Annotated in this window: 19 protein-coding genes and 1 riboswitch; of the genes, 12 read left to right on the top strand and 7 right to left on the bottom strand. The window is 68.7% G+C overall.

The window, feature by feature from the left end; all coding sequences use genetic code 11:
- Positions 1-117: 117 nt before the first annotated feature.
- Positions 118-1,575, top strand: coding sequence for a DEAD/DEAH box helicase (locus HWX31_RS13710; RefSeq protein ID WP_174965604.1), 1,458 nt, complete (start codon positions 118-120; stop codon positions 1,573-1,575).
- Here the strand turns inward: HWX31_RS13710 and HWX31_RS13705 are convergent.
- From HWX31_RS13705 to HWX31_RS13695, 3 genes are all read right to left on the bottom strand, one after another.
- Positions 1,572-2,075 (bottom strand): hypothetical protein, encoded by a 504-nt coding sequence (locus tag HWX31_RS13705; protein ID WP_174965605.1) that lies wholly within the window; start codon positions 2,073-2,075, stop codon positions 1,572-1,574. The two genes, HWX31_RS13710 and HWX31_RS13705, sit on opposite strands and share 4 nt — an antisense overlap.
- Before the next feature lie 70 nt (positions 2,076-2,145).
- Positions 2,146-2,973, bottom strand: a complete 828-nt coding sequence (locus HWX31_RS13700) for a ferritin-like domain-containing protein (RefSeq protein WP_042586245.1) — start codon at positions 2,971-2,973, stop codon at positions 2,146-2,148.
- 302 nt (positions 2,974-3,275) lie between these two features.
- Positions 3,276-4,916, bottom strand: coding sequence for a gamma-glutamyltransferase family protein (locus tag HWX31_RS13695; protein ID WP_174965606.1), 1,641 nt, complete (start codon positions 4,914-4,916; stop codon positions 3,276-3,278).
- Positions 4,917-5,125: 209 nt separating this feature from the next.
- Between HWX31_RS13695 and HWX31_RS13690 the strand changes: the two genes are divergently transcribed.
- Positions 5,126-5,905, top strand: a complete 780-nt coding sequence (locus tag HWX31_RS13690) for a DeoR/GlpR family DNA-binding transcription regulator (RefSeq protein ID WP_010090759.1) — start codon at positions 5,126-5,128, stop codon at positions 5,903-5,905.
- Positions 5,906-6,209: 304 nt separating this feature from the next.
- Entirely contained in the window at positions 6,210-6,407 is a 198-nt protein-coding gene (locus tag HWX31_RS13685) for a phage tail assembly chaperone (protein ID WP_059612197.1), read from the top strand.
- A gap of 63 nt (positions 6,408-6,470) precedes the next feature.
- Here the strand turns inward: HWX31_RS13685 and HWX31_RS13680 are convergent, their stop codons facing one another.
- Positions 6,471-6,836: a hypothetical protein gene (locus HWX31_RS13680; RefSeq protein WP_059636521.1), complete on the bottom strand. Its 366-nt coding sequence runs from the start codon at positions 6,834-6,836 to the stop codon at positions 6,471-6,473.
- A 161-nt stretch (positions 6,837-6,997) separates the two neighbouring features.
- On the opposite strand from HWX31_RS13680, the gene glpD reads away from it, so the two are divergent.
- The 4 genes from glpD to HWX31_RS13660 all read left to right on the top strand — a co-directional run bounded on the left by glpD (position 6,998) and on the right by HWX31_RS13660 (position 11,785).
- Positions 6,998-8,521: a glycerol-3-phosphate dehydrogenase gene (gene glpD / locus HWX31_RS13675; protein WP_174965607.1), complete on the top strand. Its 1,524-nt coding sequence runs from the start codon at positions 6,998-7,000 to the stop codon at positions 8,519-8,521.
- An 80-nt stretch (positions 8,522-8,601) separates the two neighbouring features.
- Entirely contained in the window at positions 8,602-10,104 is a 1,503-nt protein-coding gene (gene glpK / locus HWX31_RS13670; protein WP_174965608.1) for a glycerol kinase GlpK, read from the top strand.
- Positions 10,105-10,185: 81 nt separating this feature from the next.
- Positions 10,186-10,902 carry an MIP/aquaporin family protein gene (locus tag HWX31_RS13665; protein WP_174965609.1) on the top strand — a complete coding sequence of 239 codons (717 nt, stop codon included), beginning with the start codon at positions 10,186-10,188 and terminating at the stop codon, positions 10,900-10,902.
- A 196-nt stretch (positions 10,903-11,098) separates the two neighbouring features.
- Positions 11,099-11,785 carry an HAD family hydrolase gene (locus HWX31_RS13660; protein ID WP_059615462.1) on the top strand — a complete coding sequence of 229 codons (687 nt, stop codon included), beginning with the start codon at positions 11,099-11,101 and terminating at the stop codon, positions 11,783-11,785.
- Between the two features lie 34 nt (positions 11,786-11,819).
- Here HWX31_RS13660 and ribB read toward each other — a convergent pair whose 3' ends face one another.
- The 3 genes from ribB to HWX31_RS13645 form a co-directional block, all read right to left on the bottom strand.
- A complete protein-coding gene (gene ribB, locus HWX31_RS13655; RefSeq protein WP_174965610.1) occupies positions 11,820-12,542 on the bottom strand; it encodes a 3,4-dihydroxy-2-butanone-4-phosphate synthase in 723 nt (240 codons plus the stop codon).
- A gap of 118 nt (positions 12,543-12,660) precedes the next feature.
- Positions 12,661-12,811, bottom strand: a riboswitch (FMN riboswitch).
- Positions 12,812-12,900: 89 nt separating this feature from the next.
- On the bottom strand, positions 12,901-13,590 hold the full coding sequence (locus HWX31_RS13650; RefSeq protein WP_174965611.1) for a helix-turn-helix domain-containing protein: 690 nt from the start codon (positions 13,588-13,590) through the stop codon (positions 12,901-12,903).
- Positions 13,591-13,773: 183 nt separating this feature from the next.
- Entirely contained in the window at positions 13,774-14,949 is a 1,176-nt protein-coding gene (locus HWX31_RS13645; protein ID WP_174965612.1) for an MFS transporter, read from the bottom strand.
- A gap of 146 nt (positions 14,950-15,095) precedes the next feature.
- Here HWX31_RS13645 and HWX31_RS13640 point away from each other — a divergent pair, with 146 nt between their 5' ends.
- From HWX31_RS13640 to HWX31_RS13620, 5 genes are all read left to right on the top strand, one after another.
- Positions 15,096-16,028 (top strand): LysR family transcriptional regulator, encoded by a 933-nt coding sequence (locus tag HWX31_RS13640; RefSeq protein WP_174965613.1) that lies wholly within the window; start codon positions 15,096-15,098, stop codon positions 16,026-16,028.
- Positions 16,029-16,244: 216 nt separating this feature from the next.
- A complete protein-coding gene (gene miaB, locus HWX31_RS13635) occupies positions 16,245-17,618 on the top strand; it encodes a tRNA (N6-isopentenyl adenosine(37)-C2)-methylthiotransferase MiaB (RefSeq protein WP_059526736.1) in 1,374 nt (457 codons plus the stop codon).
- Positions 17,619-17,650: 32 nt separating this feature from the next.
- Positions 17,651-18,697 carry a PhoH family protein gene (locus tag HWX31_RS13630; RefSeq protein WP_059612042.1) on the top strand — a complete coding sequence of 349 codons (1,047 nt, stop codon included), beginning with the start codon at positions 17,651-17,653 and terminating at the stop codon, positions 18,695-18,697.
- Between the two features lie 162 nt (positions 18,698-18,859).
- Entirely contained in the window at positions 18,860-19,639 is a 780-nt protein-coding gene (ybeY, locus tag HWX31_RS13625; RefSeq protein ID WP_174965614.1) for an rRNA maturation RNase YbeY, read from the top strand.
- Positions 19,640-19,654: 15 nt separating this feature from the next.
- Positions 19,655-20,287, top strand: a complete 633-nt coding sequence (locus HWX31_RS13620; protein ID WP_174965615.1) for a gamma-glutamylcyclotransferase — start codon at positions 19,655-19,657, stop codon at positions 20,285-20,287.
- The last annotated feature ends 6 nt before the right edge of the window (positions 20,288-20,293 follow it).

The raw sequence follows: 20,293 nt of genomic DNA, 5'->3' as shown, positions 1-20,293 counted from the left end.
GGGGCGCGGCTGCGGGAAACCGCGGCCGCGCCCTTTTCTTTTTTGTTTTTCTTGCGACGCTATCCCCGCGCTGGCCGCGCGATGCGTCGCCGATCATAAAACTCCAGAGTCGTATCTATGTCTTTTGAATCCCTTGGCCTGGCCGAACCGCTCGTCAAAGCGGTCAACGAGCTCGGCTACACATCACCCACGCCGATCCAGTCGCAGGCGATCCCCGCCGTGCTCGGCGGCGGCGACCTGCTCGCCGGCGCGCAAACCGGCACCGGCAAGACCGCAGGCTTCACGCTGCCGATCCTGCAGCGCCTGCACACCTTCTACGCCGAACACCACAACGCGAAGCACGCGGTGCGCGCGCTGATCCTCACGCCGACGCGCGAACTCGCCGCCCAGGTCGAGGAAAGCGTGCGCGCGTACAGCAAGTACCTGAAGCTGCGCTCGACCGTGATGTTCGGCGGCGTCAGCATCAATCCGCAGATCGACGCGCTCAAGCGCGGCGTCGACATCGTCGTCGCGACACCGGGGCGCCTGCTCGATCACATGCAGCAGAAGACGATCGACCTGTCGCAGCTCGACATCCTCGTGCTCGACGAAGCCGACCGGATGCTCGACATGGGCTTCATCCACGACATCAAGCGCGTGCTCGCGAAGCTGCCGCCGCGCCGCCAGAACCTGCTGTTCTCGGCCACCTTCTCCGACGAGATCAAGGCGCTCGCCGACAGCCTGCTCGACTCGCCGGCGCTGATCGAGGTCGCACGCCGCAACACCACCGCCGAGACCGTCGCGCAGAAGATCCACCCGGTCGACCGCGACCGCAAGCGCGAGCTGCTCACGCACCTGATCCGCCAGCACAACTGGTTCCAGGTGCTGGTGTTCACGCGCACGAAGCACGGCGCGAACCGGCTCGCCGAGCAGCTGACGAAGGACGGCATCAGTGCGATGGCGATCCACGGCAACAAGAGCCAGTCGGCACGCACACGCGCGCTGACGGAATTCAAGAACAGCACGCTGCAGGTGCTCGTCGCGACCGACATCGCCGCGCGCGGCATCGACATCGACCAGCTGCCGCACGTCGTCAACTTCGACCTGCCGAACGTGCCGGAAGACTACGTGCACCGGATCGGCCGCACCGGCCGCGCGGGCGCGACCGGTGAAGCGGTGTCGCTCGTGTGCGTCGACGAGAAGCAATTGCTGCGCGACATCGAGCGGCTGATCAAGCGCGAGATTCCGCAGGAAGTGATCGCGGGCTTCGAGCCGGACCCGAACGCGAAGCCGGAGCCGATCCAGCAGCGCCGCGGGCAGCAACCGCGTGGTGGCGGTGGCGGTGGTGGTGGCGGTGGCGGCAATCGCGCGCCGCGGGCGGGCGGCTCAGGCCAGCAGCCGGCGGCGAAGCGCGACGGCGCGCCGAAGTCGTCGCAGCCCAAGGCGGCGCAGCAGAAAGCCGCGAAGCCGGGCAACGCGGGCGGCAACGGCCCGCGTCCGGCGAGCGGCGGCGGCGGTAGCGGGCGGGCGGCCAACGGCAATGCCGCGCACGCGAACCGCAATCGTTCGTCGCGCAGCGGCCAGCGCGGCCACTAAAGCCGCGCGGCCGCGCGCCGCAGGTGCTCGACCTGGCATTGCCAGCGCTCGAGCACCACGGCGCGCTCCCCCTCCAGTGCAAACGTGACGCCTGTCGCGAGACGCGCATAGCCGACGCGCTGCGCATCGCCGTGCACAATCGTCGCGGCAAACCCCGCGAGCCCGCCGAAGTCGCCTTCGAGCGGCTCGATCTTCAATTGCGCCTGAAAGAACGCGCCGTCGGCCACGAGCGTCAGCGCGGCCGTGCGCCGTTGCGCGAGCGCGCGCGCCGCGCGCGATTGCGGCCACAGCGCGAGCAGCAGCACGCGCGCATCGCGCGCGTAGACCTCGCCGACGCTCAGGAGCGTCGTGCGCAACTGGCCGTCGCCGGTCGCGACGATCAGCGACGCCGCGACGTCGGCCTTGCGCTCGAGCGCCGAGCCGTCGAACAACGACGCGACGGCCGGCGGCCACGCGTCGAACGTCCATTGCTCGAGTGCGCTGCGATGTGAATCGGTCATGATGGAGCGGCCTCGTCGAACGTGAAGGATGCCGCAGCATACCCGCGGCAGGCCGCCCGGCGGGCGGCGATCAGCGGAAGAACACGTGCTGCGTGAGCTTCGTGAGCGGATAGTGGACGCCCGGCTGAATCTTCGCGGGCAGCTCGAGCGGCTTGAGCAGCATCTTCACGCACATGTCCGCCGACAGGTTGCGGCGCACGAGCGCATTGATGCGCGCGACCCGCGCGCGGCTGTATTCGCCGTCGCCGATGCGGTCCGGATAGCGGATCGCGAACACGTGGCGCAGCGCGATCTCCGAATCCTCGTTCTTGATTTCCAGCACGCGGCGCATCAGCGCGCCGAGCACCGCGAGCCGGCCGTTGCCTTCGAGCTGGTTGTACTTCTTGAAATATTTGAAGAAGTGCTTGTAGTGCCGCACTTCGTCCGTGCGGATGTTGTCGGTGATTTCCTTCAGCACGGGCTCGTCCGAGCATTCGTTGATCGCGCGATAGAGCGTGGCCGTGCCCGTCTCGACGACGCAGCGCGCGACCATCTCGAGCGCGCGGGTCTTCTCGAACGCTTCGATCGAGCAGGTCTTCGAGTATTCGTCGAAGAAATTCGCGAACGCGGTATCCCAGTCGAACTCCGGCCAGACGTGCGCGATATAGGCCTTCAGCGCGCGGCCGTGTTGCAATTCTTCGTGCTCCCATGCATTGTTGAGCCACGCCGACACTTCCGGATCGTCGTTGAAGAATTCACTCAGGTTGCTGGTGTAGAGATCCGAACCGCTCTCGATGAACGACGCCGCGCACAGCAGCAGCAGCAAATCCTCGTTCGCCGCGGCGCGCTGACGATCGATCCGCGTAAGGTCGATGTCCTCGATTCGCCACGGCATGACATGCGTCGTTTCAGTCTGCATGGTGTTGCGCTCCCAGTCGCCCCATCCGGCAATCGCCCGCGCTCGCGGCGCGGGCGACAGCCATCCCGGATGCGGCGTATTGCTTGAAGTTATTAGAAGAAATGGGTCCGGCCGACCATTCTTGCATCTTAGCCGTACTTTGATGATCGTGCTTCAGAGCACTGACCATGCCGGCCACGCGCAGTTCCGCGCCGACCGTTGCGGTTCGTCAGAGGAGGTCTTCGAACGCGCGGCGCACAGACGAAACGGGCGGCCTTGCGGCCGCCCGTCGAGGATGCATGCAGGCGTGTGGAAGCGAACCGTCAGAAACCGGCGGCGAGCCCGTCGCGCCGGCTGTCGCTCGCGGCGACGTAGCCGCGCTCGGGATCGTCCCGGTCGAGCCGCCACACGAACTGGCCCGAGCCGAAATCCATGTAGGGATCGTCGACCGACTTGATCGTGTGGCCGCGCGCCGCGAGCGCGCCGACCGTCGCGCGATCCATGCTCGACTCGACGTCGAGCGTGAAGTCGCGGTTGACCTTCCAGCGCGGCGCGTCGCACGCCGCCTGCGGCTGCTGGCCGTAGCCGAGCATCCGCACGATGGTCTGCAGATGGCCCTGCGGCTGCATGTCGCCGCCCATCACGCCGAAGCTCATCACCGCGTCGGTGCGGCCGTCGACCTGTTCGGTCACGAACGCCGGAATGATCGTGTGGAACGGCCGCTTGCCGCCCGCGACGACGTTCGGCGACGCAGGGTCCATCGAGAAGCCGTACCCGCGGTTCTGCAGCGCAATCCCCGTACCCGGCACGACGAGGCCCGAGCCGAAGCCCATGTAGTTGGACTGAATGAAGCTCACCATCATCCCGCGCTCGTCGGCCGCCGACAGATAGATCGTGCCGCCCGACGGCGGCCGGCCGTGGCCGAAGTGCGTCGCGCGCGCCGGGTCGATCCGCTTCGCCCGTTCGGCGAGGTACGCGTCGTCGAGCATCTGCGCGGGCGTGACCTCCATCGCGCGCGGGTCGGCGACGTAGCGGTAGACGTCCGCGAACGCGAGCTTCATCGCCTCGATCTGCAGGTGCTGCGATTCCGGCGAATCGACCGGCCAGTCGGCTAGGCCCGCGTGCTCGGCGATGCCGAGCGCGATCAACGCGGCGATGCCCTGCCCGTTCGGCGGGATCTCGTGAATCGTGTAGCCGCGAAAGCGCTTGCCGATCGGCTCGACCCATTCCGGCCGGTATGCGCGCAGGTCAGCTTCGGTCAGCGCGCCGCCGCCGTCGTGCGCGAACGCGGCGATCCGCTCGGCGAGCGCGCCCTCGTAGAACGCGCGCGCGCCGTCCTTCGCGAGCGTGCGCAGCGTTTGCGCATGGCCGGGCAGGCATACGCGCTCGCCCACTTCCGGCGCGCGGCCGCGCGGCATGAAGGTCTCCGCGAAGCCCGGCAGCCCTTTCAGCTCGGGCACCGCGGCGGCCCACTTGTGCGCGACGACGGGCGGCACCGCGTAGCCGCGCTCGGCGATCTCGATCGCCGGCTCGAGCAGGTCCGCGAACGGCAGCGAACCGAACTTCGCATGCAGCGCCTCCCAGCCCGCGACGACGCCCGGCACGGTGACCGTGTCCCAGCCGCGCGTCGGCTTGCACGCGTGGCCCCGCGCGTCCTCGCCGTGACGCCGGCGGAAATAGTCGACGTTCCATGCGGCCGGCGCGACGCCCGACGCATTCAGCCCGTGCAACCGCCGGCCGTCCCACACGAGCGCGAACGCATCGCCGCCCAGCCCGCACGACACCGGCTCGACCACCGTGATCGCGGCCGCGGCAGCGAGCGCCGCGTCGACCGCGTTGCCGCCCTTCCACAGCATCCGCAGGCCGGCCTGCGCGGCCAGCGGATGCGACGTCGACACGACGTTGCGCGCGAACACCGGGATGCGCGTCGTCGGATACGGGTTGTGCCAGTTGAAGCCGGTCATCGATTCCACCTCGTCGGAAACTGAATGAGCGCGCGAACGCGGACAATCCGCCATTGCAGCGCGATCGGCACGGTCGCGCAAATTCATTTGTCACATGAATCCATGCATTTCGTGCATGAATTATCGGCAGCGCGCCGGCCAAGCGCCCGGCGCGGCGGCCGAACACCCTTACAATACCTGCTCCGTGTTCACGCCTTCGGCATCGAGCCATGACCCGAGACCCTCGCCTCACCCTCAACGCGCGCCAGCAGGAATTGCTCGAATGGGTGCAGCGCGACGGCTTCGTGACCGTCGACGATCTCGCCGCGCACTTCGCGGTGACGCCGCAGACGATCCGCCGCGACGTCAACTGGCTCGCCGACCTGAACCTGCTGCGCCGCTACCACGGCGGCGCGAGCCTGCCGACGAGCTCGGAGAACGTGTCGTACACCGCGCGCCAGCGGATGTTCCACGACGAGAAGCGGCGCATCGCGGCGCTCGCCGCGTCGCACATCCCCGACCAGGCGTCGCTGTTCATCAACCTCGGCACGACGACCGAGGAGGTCGCGCGCGCGCTGAACCGCCATCACGGCCTGCACGTGATCACCAACAACCTGAACGTCGCGTCGATGATGAGCGGCTATCCGGACTGCGAGGTGCTGATCACGGGCGGCATCGTGCGGCCGTGGGACAAGGGGATCGTCGGCGAGCTGGCGATCGACTTCATCCGCCAGTTCAAGGTCGACTACGCGATCATCGGCACGTCGGCGATCGAGACCGACGGTACGCTGCGCGACTTCGACACCCGCGAGGTGCGGGTCGCCGAGGCGATCATGCAGCATGCACGCACCGTCTACCTCGTGGCCGACCATTCGAAGATCGGCCGCCCGGCGCTCGTGCGCCAGGGGCACCTGAGCCAGGTGCATGCGCTCTTCACCGACAAGCCGCTGCCGCCGGACATGGCGGAGACGGTCGCGGCCGCCGGCACCCAGGTGTACGTCGCCGAATGACCGTCGCGATGCTGCGCCGCACCCAGAACTTCAAGTGAAATCAAGAAGTTGGCGGCACAGCAAGACCGCTTGCCGCGCATCCTTCTGTCAATTGGAAAATTAATGGGGCGCGATTTGGCGTTGTCCGCGCGCTCGACTAGACTCCAGTTCCCCGGCCTGTTCGTCCGTCCCGCCTGTGCCAAGGCGCAGGCGATCCGTTGGGCCGGCGAAAGCAGCTTTTCCCCCCAAGCCATACCCCCGCTGGGTATCGCGCACCGGCCGCCGAGTCGTGTGCGCGGGCAGTCCGGATGCCATGGAGAGAACGATGCTGAGTCCGCATGAATTCGCCACGCTACTGCTTGTGAAGGATGCTCCCGATCAGGCCAACATGGATCGCGATGAACTCGACGCGCTGCTCGAGCAGCAGCTCGTCCGGCTCGAAGGGCTCGGTTCGGGACGCAAATACTGCGTGACCGAAACGGGCGACGCGGCGCTGCGATCCATCAAATGCCGTTTTTCCTGACCTGACCGCGGCCGGCTTCCGGCCGCCCCCTCTCCCCTTCTCGCCCAAGCCGGGCGGCGACGCTCAGCCGCCGCGCAGCGTCGGATCGACCGCCGCGCGCCAGCTGACCGCCTTCGCGCGCGCGTCGTTGAAATACGCGACCCAGCCGGCCCGCGCCGACGCGTCCGGCGCCGCATAGCGCGCCGAAAGTTCGTTTACGAACGTGCAGTAGTTCGCTTCCGACAGCCCGCGATACCGCTTCGCGACATACGCATCGTAGATCGCCGAGTAGACCGGCTGCGCATCCGCGCCCCAGTCGCGCGCCGTGCCGCCGCACGCCGTCTGCAACGCCACGAACGACGGCGCCCGCCAGTTGCCTTCCAGCGGCGGCGTGCCCGCGCACCCCGCCAGAAGGACCGCGCATACGCCGGCCCACATCCCAATACGCATGATTCACCTCATGAAACGGTCGATTCCACCAGTATCGTCCGGGATCGCCCGGCGCGCCACCCGCCCCTCTTTTTCGAACTTTACTTTTTCGAATTCGTTCGTTAAATTTCGAATTCGAACATTTCTTGTTCGTCAATTTCCATCAGACGATAAGGACAGCAGTGACCCAACCGAATCGCTACGATCTGCTCGTCGTCGGCGGCGGCATCAACGGCGCGGGCATCGCGCGCGATGCGGCCGGCCGAGGCCTGTCGGTCATGCTCTGCGAGCAGGACGATCTCGCATCGCACACGTCGTCGGCCAGCACGAAGCTGATCCACGGCGGCCTGCGCTATCTCGAGTACAAGGAATTCGGGCTCGTGCGCAAGGCGCTGCAGGAACGCGAGACGCTGCTGCGCGCGGCGCCGCACATCATGTGGCCGCTGCGCTTCGTGATGCCGCACATGCCGAACCTGCGTCCGGCCTGGCTGATCCGCATCGGCCTGTTCCTCTACGATCACCTCGCGAAGCGCGAGCTGCTGCCCGGCTCGCGCGGCATCGACATGCGCCGCCACGCGGCCGGCGCGCCGCTGATCGATTCGATCAAGCGCGGCTTCGTGTACTCCGACGGCTGGGTCGACGACGCGCGCCTCGTCGTGCTGAACGCGCTCGACGCGAAGGAGCGCGGCGCCGAGATCCTCACGCGCACCAAGCTCGTGTCCGCCGAGCGGGTGGGCGACGAATGGGAAGCGCGGCTCCAGCTCGCGGACGGCTCGATCAGCGTCGTGCGCGCCCGCGCGATCGCGAACGCGGCCGGCCCGTGGGTCGGCGACGTGCTGCACGGCGCGCTCGGCCGCGGCGCGCAGCACAGCGTGCGGCTCGTGAAGGGCAGCCACATCATCACGCGCCGCCTGTTCGATCACGATCACGCATACATCTTCCAGAATCCGGACAAGCGGATCATCTTCGCGATTCCGTACGAGCGCGACTTTACGCTGATCGGCACGACCGACGTCGAATATACGAACGATCCGGCCAAGGTCGCGATCGACGGCAACGAGACGCAATACCTGTGCGACTCGATCAACCGCTACTTCAAGCGCAAGATCTCGCCGGCCGACGTGCACTGGACGTATTCGGGCGTGCGCCCGCTGCTCGAGGACGAGAACGCGGCCAACGCGTCGGCCGTCACGCGCGACTACCGGCTCGAGATGGACGACGGCGCGGGCGCGCCGCTGCTGTCGGTGTTCGGCGGCAAGATCACGACGTTCCGCAAGCTCGCCGAAGAAGCCGGCGACCTGCTGTGCCGCGCGCTCGGCCGTGACGCCGCGCCGTGGACCGCCGGCGCGCCGCTGCCGGGCGGCGACATCGCCAACGCGAAGTTCGACGCGTTCGCCGCGCAATTCGCGGCGCGTCATCCGTGGCTGCCCGCCGAGCTCGCGCGCCGCTATGCGCGCGCGTACGGCACGCGCGCGGAACGCGTGGTCGGCAATGCGAAGTCGCTCGCCGGGCTCGGCGCGGCAATCGCGCCGGGCATCCACGAAGCCGAACTGCGCTACCTGCGCGACGTCGAATGGGCGACGCGCGCACAGGACGTACTGTGGCGCCGCTCGAAGCTCGGCCTGCACGTCGCGCCGGGCACGCTCGACGCGGTGACGGCCGCGCTCGACGCGTGGTTCGCCGCCACGCACGCGCAACACGCCTGACCGTTTTCGCCTCACCCAAATCGCGCCGCCTCGTGCGGCGCGAATCACAACTAAGCCAACTACGGATGGAGATGAGAGACATGCAGGAACAGTACATCCTCGCGCTCGACCAGGGCACGACGAGCTCCCGCGCGATGCTGTTCGATCGCCAGGGCAACATCGTGTCGACCGCGCAGAAAGAGTTCGAACAGATCTACCCGCAACCCGGCTGGGTCGAGCACGACCCGCAGGAAATCTGGTCGACGCAGGCGGGCGTCGCGGCCGAGGCCGTGACCCGCACCGGCCTGAACGGCACGTCGATCGCCGCGATCGGCATCACGAACCAGCGCGAGACGACGATCGTCTGGGATCGCGAGACGGGCCAGCCGGTCTACAACGCGATCGTCTGGCAGGACCGCCGCACCGCCGACTTCTGCGACACGCTGAAGGCGCAGGGCCTCGAAGCCAAGGTGCGCGCGAAGACCGGCCTGCCGATCGACGCGTACTTCTCCGCGACCAAGATCCGCTGGATCCTCGACAACGTGCCCGGCGCGCGCGACCGTGCGCAGCAGGGCAAGCTCGCGTTCGGCACCGTCGACAGCTGGCTCGTGTGGAACTTCACGAAGCACGAGCTGCACGTGACCGACGTGACGAACGCGTCGCGCACGCTGCTGTTCAACATCCATGCGCGCCAGTGGGACGACGAGCTGCTCGAGCTGTTCGACATCCCGCGCAGCATGCTGCCGGAAGTGAAGGCGTCGTCCGAGATCTACGGCCACACGAAGACCACCGTGTTCGCGTCGAAGATCCCGCTCGCCGGCATCGCGGGCGACCAGCAGGCGGCCCTGTTCGGCCAGATGTGCACGGCGTCGGGCATGGTGAAGAACACCTACGGCACCGGCTGCTTCCTGATGATGAATACCGGCGACAAGCCGATCGAGTCGAAGAACAACCTCGTCACGACGATCGCGTGGCAGATCGGCGACGACGTGCAGTACGCGCTCGAAGGCAGCATCTTCATCGCGGGCGCGGTCGTGCAGTGGCTGCGCGACGGCATGGGCATCATCAAGAGCGCGGCCGAGATCGAGGCGCTCGCCGAGAGCGTGCCGCACACCGACGGCGTCTACCTCGTACCCGCGTTCGCCGGCCTCGGCGCGCCGCACTGGAACGCCCACGCGCGCGGCTCGCTGTTCGGCGTCACGCGCGGCACGACGTCCGCGCACCTGGCGCGCGCGGCGCTCGATGCGATCGCATACCAGTCGCTCGACGTGCTCGCGGCGATGGAGGCTGATTCGGGCATCAGCGTCGGCGAACTGCGCGTCGACGGCGGCGCGAGCGCGAACAACCTGCTGATGCAGTTCCAGGCGGACCTGCTCGGCGTCGACGCGGTGCGTCCGCAGATCACCGAGACGACCGCGCTCGGCGCGGCCTACCTCGCGGGTCTCGCGATCGGCTACTGGAAGAACCTCGACGAACTGCGCAGCCAGTGGCAGCTCGACCGCCGCTTCTCGCCGTCGATGCCGAAGGAGCAGGTCGAACGGTGCATGGCCGGCTGGCAGCGCGCGGTGCGCGCCGCGAAGGCGTGGGCCGACGACTCGCAGTAACCATTCGTCATCCATAACGCATACAACAATGACCGGCGGACCGCGCAGCGCGCGAGTCCGCCGCGACATACGAGAGACAACATGTCACCCTATTTCGCAGAATTCATCGGCACGGCCATTCTCGTGCTGCTCGGCAACGGCGCGGTCGCGAACGTGCTGCTCGCCAACACCAAGGGCAAGGGCGCGGACCTCATCGTGATCGTGTGGGGCTGGGCGATGGCGGTATTCGTCGCCGTCTACGTGACCGCGTCGTTCAGCGGCGCGCACCTGAACCCGATCGTGACGATCAGCCTCGCGCTCGCGCACAAGTTCGCGTGGTCGAAGGTCGGCGGCTACATCGTCGCGCAGATGCTCGGCGGGATGGCGGGCGCGCTGGTCGTATGGCTCGCGTATCGCCAGCACTTCGCGAAGGAAGCCGATCCCGACCTGAAGCTCGCGGTGTTCTGCACCGCGCCCGCGATCCGCAGCGTCCGCCACAACGTGCTGACCGAAGCGATCTGCACGTTCGTGCTGATCCTCGGCGTGCTGTATCTCGCGTCGCCGCAGGTCGGCCTCGGCGCGCTCGACGCGCTGCCCGTCGGCCTGCTCGTGCTCGGCATCGGCATCTCGCTCGGCGGTCCGACCGGCTATGCGATGAGCCCCGCGCGCGACCTCGCGCCGCGCCTCATGCACGCGCTGCTGCCGATCCCCGGCAAGCGCGACAGCGACTGGCGCTACGCGTGGATTCCGGTGGTCGGCCCGCTGATCGGCGGCTCGCTCGCGGCCGGGCTGTACCTGACGCTGCACGTGCCGCACTGACCGGCGGCCCGCATCGCCGAAGCAACGCAGCCCGCGCGCCGCAACGCCGCGGGCTGTTTCACTGTGGCGCCTGCCGCGACCGGACACCGGCGTCGGCACGGGCCGCCGATCGGCCGGAACCGGCGCGCTGTCGCCCGGCAAAGCACGTATCATGGCGGCTGACAGGCGTCGCCGACGCCCCCGCTTCTTCACCATCATGCTCGATCACCTCATCTGCGACTGCGACGGCGTGCTCGTCGACAGCGAAGTCATCGCCGACCGCGTGCTGCTCGACACGCTGTCCGCCACGTTCCCGCACATCGATTTCGAGGCCGCCGCGAAGACCGCGTTCGGCCAGCAGACGTCGCGCTTTCTCACCGGGCTCGAGACGCGCTACGGCATCACGATGCCCGACAACTTCATCGAGACGATCGAGCACAACATCGAGGCCGGTCTCGCGCAATCGCTCGCGCCGATCACCGGCGTACGCGACGCGCTGCTGAAGGTGAGCCTGCCCGCGGCGGTCGTGTCGAACAGCCGCCTCGTGCGCGTGCGCAGCTCGCTCAAGCGCGCCGCGCTCACCGAGATCTTCGGCGAGCGCGTGTTCAGCGCCGAGCAGGTCGCGCGGCCGAAGCCCTACCCCGACGTCTACCTGCACGCGGCGCACACGCTCGGCGTCGCGCCCGGGCGCTGCATCGTCGTCGAGGACAGCGTGTCGGGCCTGAACGCCGCACGCGCGGCCGGAATGAAGACGATTGCGTTCGTCGGCGCGAGCCACATCCCCGACAACTACGCGGATGCGCTGCGCGCGATGGGCATCACGCGAATCATGCGGAAGATGGACGAGCTGCCGTCGCTCGTCGCCGCCGGCATGCGCGGCGAGTTCGGCGACGTGCAGTCGTAAGCCCGGCGAGGATATCGCCGAGCGGACTTGATCGCTACGCGTCGAGCGCGCACCCCTCGCGCGCTGCCGCAAGCGCCTCGCGGAATTCCACCAGCTCCGCGATCGTCAGCATCGGCAGGCCGTGCTGCTGCGCGAAACGCGCGACGTCGTCGCCGCGCGTCATCGTGCCGTCCGGGTTCATCAGCTCGCACAGCACGCCGGCCGGCTTCAGCCCCGCGAGGATCGCCAGGTCGACCGTGCCCTCGGTGTGGCCGCGGCGCGCGAGCACGCCGCCCGGTTGCGCGCGCAACGGAAACACGTGGCCCGGGCGCACGATGTCGTGCGGCGTCGCGTCGTCGGCGATCGCCGCGCGGATCGTCGTCACGCGGTCGGCCGCCGACACGCCGGTATGCACGCCTTCGCGCGCCTCGATCGACACCGTGAACGCGGTGCCGTTGCGGCTCTCGTTGGTCTGCACCATCGGCGGCAGCGCGAGCGCGCGCACCTTGTCGTCGGTCAGGCACAGGCAGACGATCCCGCTGCATTCGCGGATCAGCAGCGCCATCGTTTCGGGCGTGATCCGCTCGGCCGCGACGATCAGGTCGGCTTCGTTCTCGCGGTCGTGATCGTCCTGCAGCACGACCGCGCGGCCCGCGCGCAATGCGTCGAGCGCGGCGGCGATGCGCGGCGGCACCGGTTCGGAATCGAGCAGCGGGAGATCGGCGAAGGCGTCGGCAGGCGCCGGCGAACGGGACGAAACAGCGGAAGTAAAGGACATGTGAAACGCTCCTCGCAATACGATGTGGGCGAAAAACGTTTCAGGGCATTTGCAAACAGACAGAACGACAACCCGCGTCGCGCGCACGGCGAAGCGGCCCTGACGGACATGACCATCTGCACATCTTCTCTCATCCGGACTGTGACCGTCGGCTCTGGCATTCGACCAGATCTGCTGACCCCGCGCATCACGCGCGGGCGCTCGCGGGCTCGCCGGCTTGACGCCAGCCTACCGCCGGTGGGGAATTCCACCCCGCCCTGAAGACGCACTGATTGCCGGACGAACCGGCGGGCAAAGCATACAACAGCTGCACACGCGGCGCAGCGAACGGCACCTAAAACCTTACTGACGACCCCGTCTAATGTGCGCCGGCCGCACGCGCAGCATCCGGCACGAGCCAGCGCGGCGGCACCTCCGGGCTCACCGTCACGCGAAACGCGCGCGCCTCGCTGTCGCCCGGATTGCGCAGGCTGTGCGGCTGGTCGGCGTCGAACACGATCGCGTCGCCGGTCGCGAGCAGCTGGCGGCGGTCGTGCACGCTCACCTCCAGCGTGCCTTCGCTGACCACCAGGTTGATCGTCGTGCCCGGCGCGCGGCGCACGCCCGCCTCGGTATGCAGCGGCGCGATCCGCAGCTCGTGGAACTCGGCCGCGGCAGGTTCCCCTTCCGGATGCAGCGCGCGCGCCGAGAAGCGCCCGTTCGAGCTGACGACGCGCGACGCGCGGTCGGCCGCGAGATGCTCGAAGCCGTTCACCGCATGGCGGCGCAGGAACGCCGCGACCGACACCTTCAGCGCCGCCGCGATCTTGCACAGCACCTTGATCGACGGCACGCTGCGTGCCGATTCGATCTGCGCGAGCATCGCGCGCGACACACCGGACAGCCGCGCGAGCGCATCGAGCGACAGCTGCCGCTCGGCGCGCAGCCGCGCCAGATTGACGCCGACGACCTGCTCGAGCGCGTCGAGCGACGCCTGCGTCCGGACATCGGCGGCGTCGCCGGACTCCACGGAAGACACATCGCGCACCAGCGCCAGGGGTGAATACATAGGGCTTGCCTCCGGGCCGCGACGCGGCCCTGCGAATGGGATAAGCGGGTGGGAATCGGGTTGCGCATCGATCGAAGCGCGTACCGAGACGCTATCACCCGGCTTCGCACCGGCAAACGAAGTTATCTTCACACCGTTATCAGCATCGCGGAGGAATGCGTATCGGCGTGGCCCGTTCCCACGCTATCGCGCCGCCGCCGCGGCGCCCTGCGCCGGGCCGCGCGCGTCGAGCCGCGCCGCGAGCCACGTGACGACGAGCGCCGCGAAGGTCACCGCGGCCGCGACCCACGGCAGCGCGTCGAGCGCGATGCCGTGGCCGAGCGCAAGGCCGCCGAGCCACGCGCCGCCGGCGTTGCCGACGTTGAACGCGCCGATGTTGAGCGTCGACGCGAGATGCGGCGCGCTCGCCGCCTTCTCGACGACGCGCGCCTGCAGCGGCGGCACCGTCGCGAACGCGGCGATCCCCCACACGAACACGGTGAGCGCGGCCGCGACCGGCAGGTGGCTGGTCTTCGCGAACACGGCCATCACCGCGATCAGCGCGACGAGGATCGCCATCAGCGACGGCATCAGCGCGCGGTCGGCGAGCTTGCCGCCGAGCGTGTTGCCGATCGTGAGGCCGGCGCCGAACAGCACGAGGATCAGCGCGACCGCGCGCGGCGAGTAGCCGGACACGCTTTCGAGGATCGGCGCGATATAGGTGAACACGACGAACACGCCGCCGAAGCCGAGCACGGTCATCAGCAGCGCGAGCCACACCTGCGGCTCCTTGAGCACGCGCACTTCGCGGCCGAGCCCGATCGGGCCGCCGTCGTGGCGGGTCGGCACCAGCGCGGCGATGCCTGCGAGCGACGCGACGCCGAGCGCCGCGACAATCCAGAACGACGCGCGCCAGCCGAGCAGCTGGCCGACGAACGTGCCGAACGGCACGCCGAGCACGTTCGACAGCGTGAGGCCCGTGAACATCAGCGCGATCGCGCTCGCGCGCTTGTCGGCCGGCACGAGCGACGCGGCGACCACCGCGCCGATCCCGAAGAACGAGCCGTGCGCGAACGACGTGACGACGCGCGCGACCATCAGCATCGCGTAGCCGGACGCGGTCGCGCACAGCACGTTGCCTGCGATGAAGATCGCCATCAGCAGCTGCAGCGCGGTCTTGCGCGGCATGCGGCTCGTCAGCACCGCGAGCAGCGGCGCGCCGACCGCGACGCCGAGCGCGTAGCCGGTCACGAGCAGCCCGGCGGACGGCAGCGACACCGCCAGATCGTGCGCGACCTCGGGCAGGAGGCCCATGATGATGAACTCGGTGGTGCCGATGGCGAAGGCGCTGATCGCGAGCGCCAGCAACGGGACGGGCATGGTGTTCTCCGGGAGCGGCAGGCGCGCCGCCGGAACGGTGCCGCGCTGCACAAAATGACGGGATGTGCGCGCATTCTCCCGAATCCGCCGATTTTTGATAATTGGCGTAGCATTTGAATCATTTTCAAAAGTTATCGAAAAATCGGATGGACCGACTGGGCGATATCCGGCTGTTCGTCGAGGCGGCGGAACTGGGCAGCCTGTCCGCCGCCGGGCGCAAGCTGAACCTGACGCCGGCCGCCGCGAGCGCGCGTCTCGCCAAGCTCGAGGCGCAGGTCGCGACCCGCCTGTTCGAGCGCTCGACGCGGCAGCTGCGGCTCACCGACGAGGGCCGCCTGTACCTGAACTGCTGCCGGCAGGCGCTGCAAGCGCTCGACGATGCGGATGCGATGCTGCAGGCGGGCCGCAATGTCGTCGGCGGCAAGGTGCGGCTGTCGTCGACGTCCGATTTCGGCCGCAACCGGCTGCTCGACTGGCTCGACGCATTTACCGCGCAGCATCCGGACGTGACGTTCTCGCTGACCGCGGCCGATTCGTCGTTGAACCTGTGGCAGGACGAGATCGACCTCGCGATCCGCTTCGCCGCGCCGCCCGACAGCGCGCTGGTCGCCCGCCGGCTCGCCGCGAACCGGCGCGTGCTGTGCGCGTCCCCGGCGTTCGTCGCGCGGCACGGCGCGCCGCGCGATCCACACGATCTGGCCCGCTTTCCGTGCATCGTGATCACGCTCGCATCCGGGCCGCTGAACGCGTGGCGCTTCACGCGCGACGGCGAGGTGCAGACCTATACCGTGCCGCTCGCGAACGCGTTCGAGACGAACGACGGCGGCCTCGCCCGCGCGTGGGCGCTGCGCGGCCACGGGATCGTGCAGAAGTCGATCTGGGACGTCGCGGACGACGTGCGCACGGGGCGGCTGCGCGTGCTGCTGCCCGACTGGCGGCAGGAGGACGCGCCGCTGCACGCGATCCATCACAGCAGGCGCTACATGGCGCCGCGCGTGCGCGTGCTGCTCGATTTCCTCGCGGAACGCTTCGCACGCGAGGAGGCGGCGCTCGACGACCTGCTGAATGCGTGCCGCTGAGCGCCCGACGGCCCGCCGCCGGGGTCCGACCCACGGCTGCCGCCGTCGCATGCGCCCGCCCCCCCGCCGGCCGTTCCGCGCGGGATCAAAAGCTATAATAGAAAGCTTTCCCGACGGTCTCTTCCCGGCGGCGGCGCATGCGCCGCGCGGCGGGCGGCCGTCCCGATTCACCCTAGACGACGCCCCCAGGTCAACCACTGCGAACGGCGAATCCCCATGACGAAAAAAGTTTACGTAAAGACCTTCGGCTGCCAGATGAACGAGTACGACTCGGACAAGATGGTGGACGTGCTCAATGCCGCCGAAGGCCTCGAAAAGACCGACACCCCGGAAGACGCGGACATCATCCTGTTCAACACCTGCTCGGTGCGCGAGAAGGCGCAGGAGAAGGTGTTCTCCGACCTCGGCCGCGTGCGCGAGCTGAAGGAGGCGAAGCCGGACCTGCTGATCGGCGTCGGCGGCTGCGTCGCGAGCCAGGAAGGCGCGTCGATCGTGTCGCGCGCGCCGTACGTCGACCTCGTGTTCGGCCCGCAGACATTGCACCGCCTGCCGCAGATGATCGACCAGCGCCGCGCGAGCGGCCGCGCGCAGGTCGACATCACGTTCCCCGAAATCGAGAAGTTCGACCACCTGCCGCCCGCGCGCGTCGAGGGCCCGAGCGCGTTCGTGTCGATCATGGAAGGCTGCTCGAAGTACTGCAGCTACTGCGTCGTGCCGTACACGCGCGGCGATGAAGTGTCGCGCCCGCTCGACGACGTGCTGACCGAGGTCGCGGGTCTCGCCGACCAGGGCGTGCGCGAAGTCACGCTGCTCGGCCAGAACGTGAACGCCTACCGGGGCGCGCTGACGGCCGGCTCGTCCGAGATCGCCGATTTCGCGACGCTGATCGAATACGTCGCCGACATCCCCGGCATCGAGCGCATTCGCTACACGACGTCGCACCCGAAGGAATTCACGCAGCGCCTGATCGACATGTACGCGAAGGTGCCGAAGCTCGTGAACCACCTGCACCTGCCGGTCCAGCACGGCTCCGACCGGATCCTGATGGCGATGAAGCGCGGCTACACGGTGCTCGAGTACAAGTCGGTGATCCGCAAGCTGCGCGCGATCCGCCCGGACCTGTCGCTGTCGACCGACCTGATCGTCGGCTTCCCCGGCGAGACCGAGGCCGATTTCGACAAGATGATGGCGCTCGTGCACGAGATGAGCTACGACACGAGCTTCTCGTTCATCTACAGCCCGCGCCCCGGCACGCCAGCCGCGAACTTGCACGACGACACGCCGCGCGAGGTCAAGCTCAAACGCCTGCAACATGTGCAGGCGACGATCGAGGAGAACGTCGCACGCATCAGCCAGTCGATGGTCGGGAAGGTCGAGCGCATCCTCGTCGAGGGGCCGTCGCGCAAGGACCCGAACGAGCTCGCGGGCCGCACCGAGAACAACCGGGTCGTGAACTTCCCGGCGCCGCTCGCGTCGCACCCGCGCCTGATCGGCCAGATGATCGACGTGAAGATCAATCACGCGTACCCGCACTCGCTGCGCGGCGAACTCGTGCTCGCGCACGACGACGCGAGCACGGCCACGCACTGACGTTCCACAGGACACAGGAGCCCGACGCCACTTTGAAGCCCACCCAAGCACTGGAATTCACCGCGCCGCGCGACGACAACGCGCGCCTCGCGAATCTCTGCGGCCCGCTCGACGAGAACCTGCGGCAGATCGAACAGGCGCTCGACGTCACGCTGCAGCGGCGCGGCCACCGGATCACGATCCGCGGGCGCGGCGCCAAGCTCGCGCTCACCGCGCTCGAAAACTTCTACAACCGCGCGCGCGATCCGCTGTCGGTCGACGACATCCAGCTCGCGCTCGTCGAGGTGCGTCATACGGGCGGCAACGGCCGCGTCGAAGACACGCTCGACGTGCGCTTCCGCGGCGACCCCGACCATCCGTTCGACGAGCCGGTGATGCGCGTCGACGACGAGGAGCTCGAGGAGCCCGCGCCGAAGCTCTACACGCGCCGCGCCGACCTGCGCGGCCGCACGCCCGCGCAGCGCGAATACCTGAAGCAGATCCTGTCGCACGACATCACGTTCGGCATCGGCCCGGCCGGCACCGGCAAGACCTATCTCGCGGTCGCATGCGCGGTCGACGCGCTCGAGCGCGACCAGGTCAAGCGCATCGTGCTGACGCGCCCGGCCGTCGAGGCCGGCGAGCGGCTCGGCTTCCTGCCGGGCGACCTCGCGCAGAAGGTCGATCCGTACCTGCGGCCGCTGTACGACGCGCTGTACGACCTGCTCGGCTTCGACAAGACCGCGAAGATGTTCGAGCGCCAGATGATCGAGATCGCGCCGCTCGCGTACATGCGCGGCCGCACGCTGAACCACGCGTTCATCATCCTCGACGAGGCGCAGAACACGACGCCCGAGCAGATGAAGATGTTCCTCACGCGGATCGGCTTCGGCTCGAAGGCGGTCGTCACCGGCGACACGAGCCAGGTCGACCTGCCGCGCGCGCAGAAAAGCGGCCTGATCGAGGCGCAGCAGGTGCTCGGCGGCGTGCGCGGCATCGCGCTCACGCGCTTCACGAGCGCCGACGTGGTCCGGCATCCGCTCGTCGCGCGCATCGTCGAGGCGTACGACGAGTTCCACGCGCAGCACAAGGACGACTGACGGACGACTGACGCGCCCGCCCGTCACACGCCCGGCCCGGCCCGCCCCACGGCGCGCCGGGCGTTTTTTCGGCTGCGCGGCGCGCGGTTCCCGCGTCGGCCGAATTCGGGCGGGATTGGCCGTTTGGTGTATCCTCATCGCGTTCCAATTGCCCGACGCGTCATGAAATCGTCCCGCTCCCGCAAGTCCGTCCGCGCCGACCAGGCCACGTCCGAAACGCTCCGTCTTTCGCTGTTCGATGCGAAGGGCAAGGTCAAATCCGTCGACGCGCAGGGGCTGCGAATCGATTTTCCCGACGGCCGCAGCCTGATGTTCGACCTGTCCGGCGCGTCCGGTGAAGCCGCCGTCGCGATCGTCGCGCAGCACGCCGATCCGGCGATGCGCGCGAAGCTCGCGCTCCAGCCCGAGCACTACGACAGCATCACGCTGCACGTCGGCGCCGAACCCGCGCCGCGCGACGTCGGCCTCGATGACGAAGCGATCCGCGATCCCGAGCTCGACCTCGCCGTCCAGTACGGCGACGAGATCACCGGCGACGTGCGCAAGGCGCTGCCCAAACGCAAGCTGATCGCCGAATGGATCGCGCCCGCGCTGTTCGCCGACGCGCAACTCACCGTGCGCTTCGTCGGCGAAGAAGAAGGCCGCTCGCTGAACGACAGCTACCGCCACAAGGACTACCCGACCAACGTGCTGACCTTCGCGTACGACGAAGCGCCGGACGGCACCGTGATCGGAGACCTCGTGCTGTGCTGCCCGGTCGTCGAGAAGGAGGCGCGCGAGCAGGGCAAGCCGCTCGACGCCCACTACGCGCACCTGCTCGTGCACGGCGTGCTGCATGCGCAGGGCTACGACCATGAGACGAGCGACGAGGACGCCGCCGAGATGGAAGCGCTCGAAGTCGACATCCTCGCGAAACTGGGCTTCCCGAACCCGTACCGGTAAGCCGCCCCACCCCCGATGCGCAACGCCGCCACGCTCCCGCCCGCGTACCCGCCGTCGATCGGCGAGGGACGGCTGCTGACGGAAGACGAGCTCGCGGCGTCGCTCGCGCACACGATGCGCGACTGGGACGGCCGGCACGATCTGTGGCTGTTCGGCTATGGGTCGCTGATCTGGAATCCCGGGCTGCCGACCGTCGACGCCGTGCGCGGCAAGGTGCACGGCTATCACCGCGGCCTCTATCTGTGGTCGCGCGTGAACCGCGGCACGCCGGAGCGCCCGGGCCTCGTGCTGGCGCTCGACCGCGGCGGCTCGTGCAGCGGCATCGCGTTCCGGCTCGCCGGCGCGACCGCGCAGCCGCATCTCGAAACGCTGTGGAAACGCGAGATGCCGATGGGCTCGTACCGGCCCGCGTGGCTGCCGTGCTCGCTCGGCAACGGCGAACGCGTGATGGCGCTCGCGTTCGTGATGCGGCGCGACGCACCGACCTACACCGGCAAGCTGCCGGACCGCGTCGTGAAGGAAGTGTTCGACTGCGCGTCCGGGCGCTACGGCACGACGCTCGACTACGTGAGCCGGACCGTCGACGCGCTGCGCGCGAGCGGCATCCCGGATCGCGCGCTGGAAGGACTGCTGGCACGCTGCCGCTGACGCGCC

Source organism: Burkholderia ubonensis (assembly GCF_902833085.1).
GTDB classification, from domain to species: domain Bacteria; phylum Pseudomonadota; class Gammaproteobacteria; order Burkholderiales; family Burkholderiaceae; genus Burkholderia; species Burkholderia ubonensis.
Note: the sequence above shows the minus strand (reverse complement) of the source record. Positions and strands in the feature narration are given on the sequence as shown.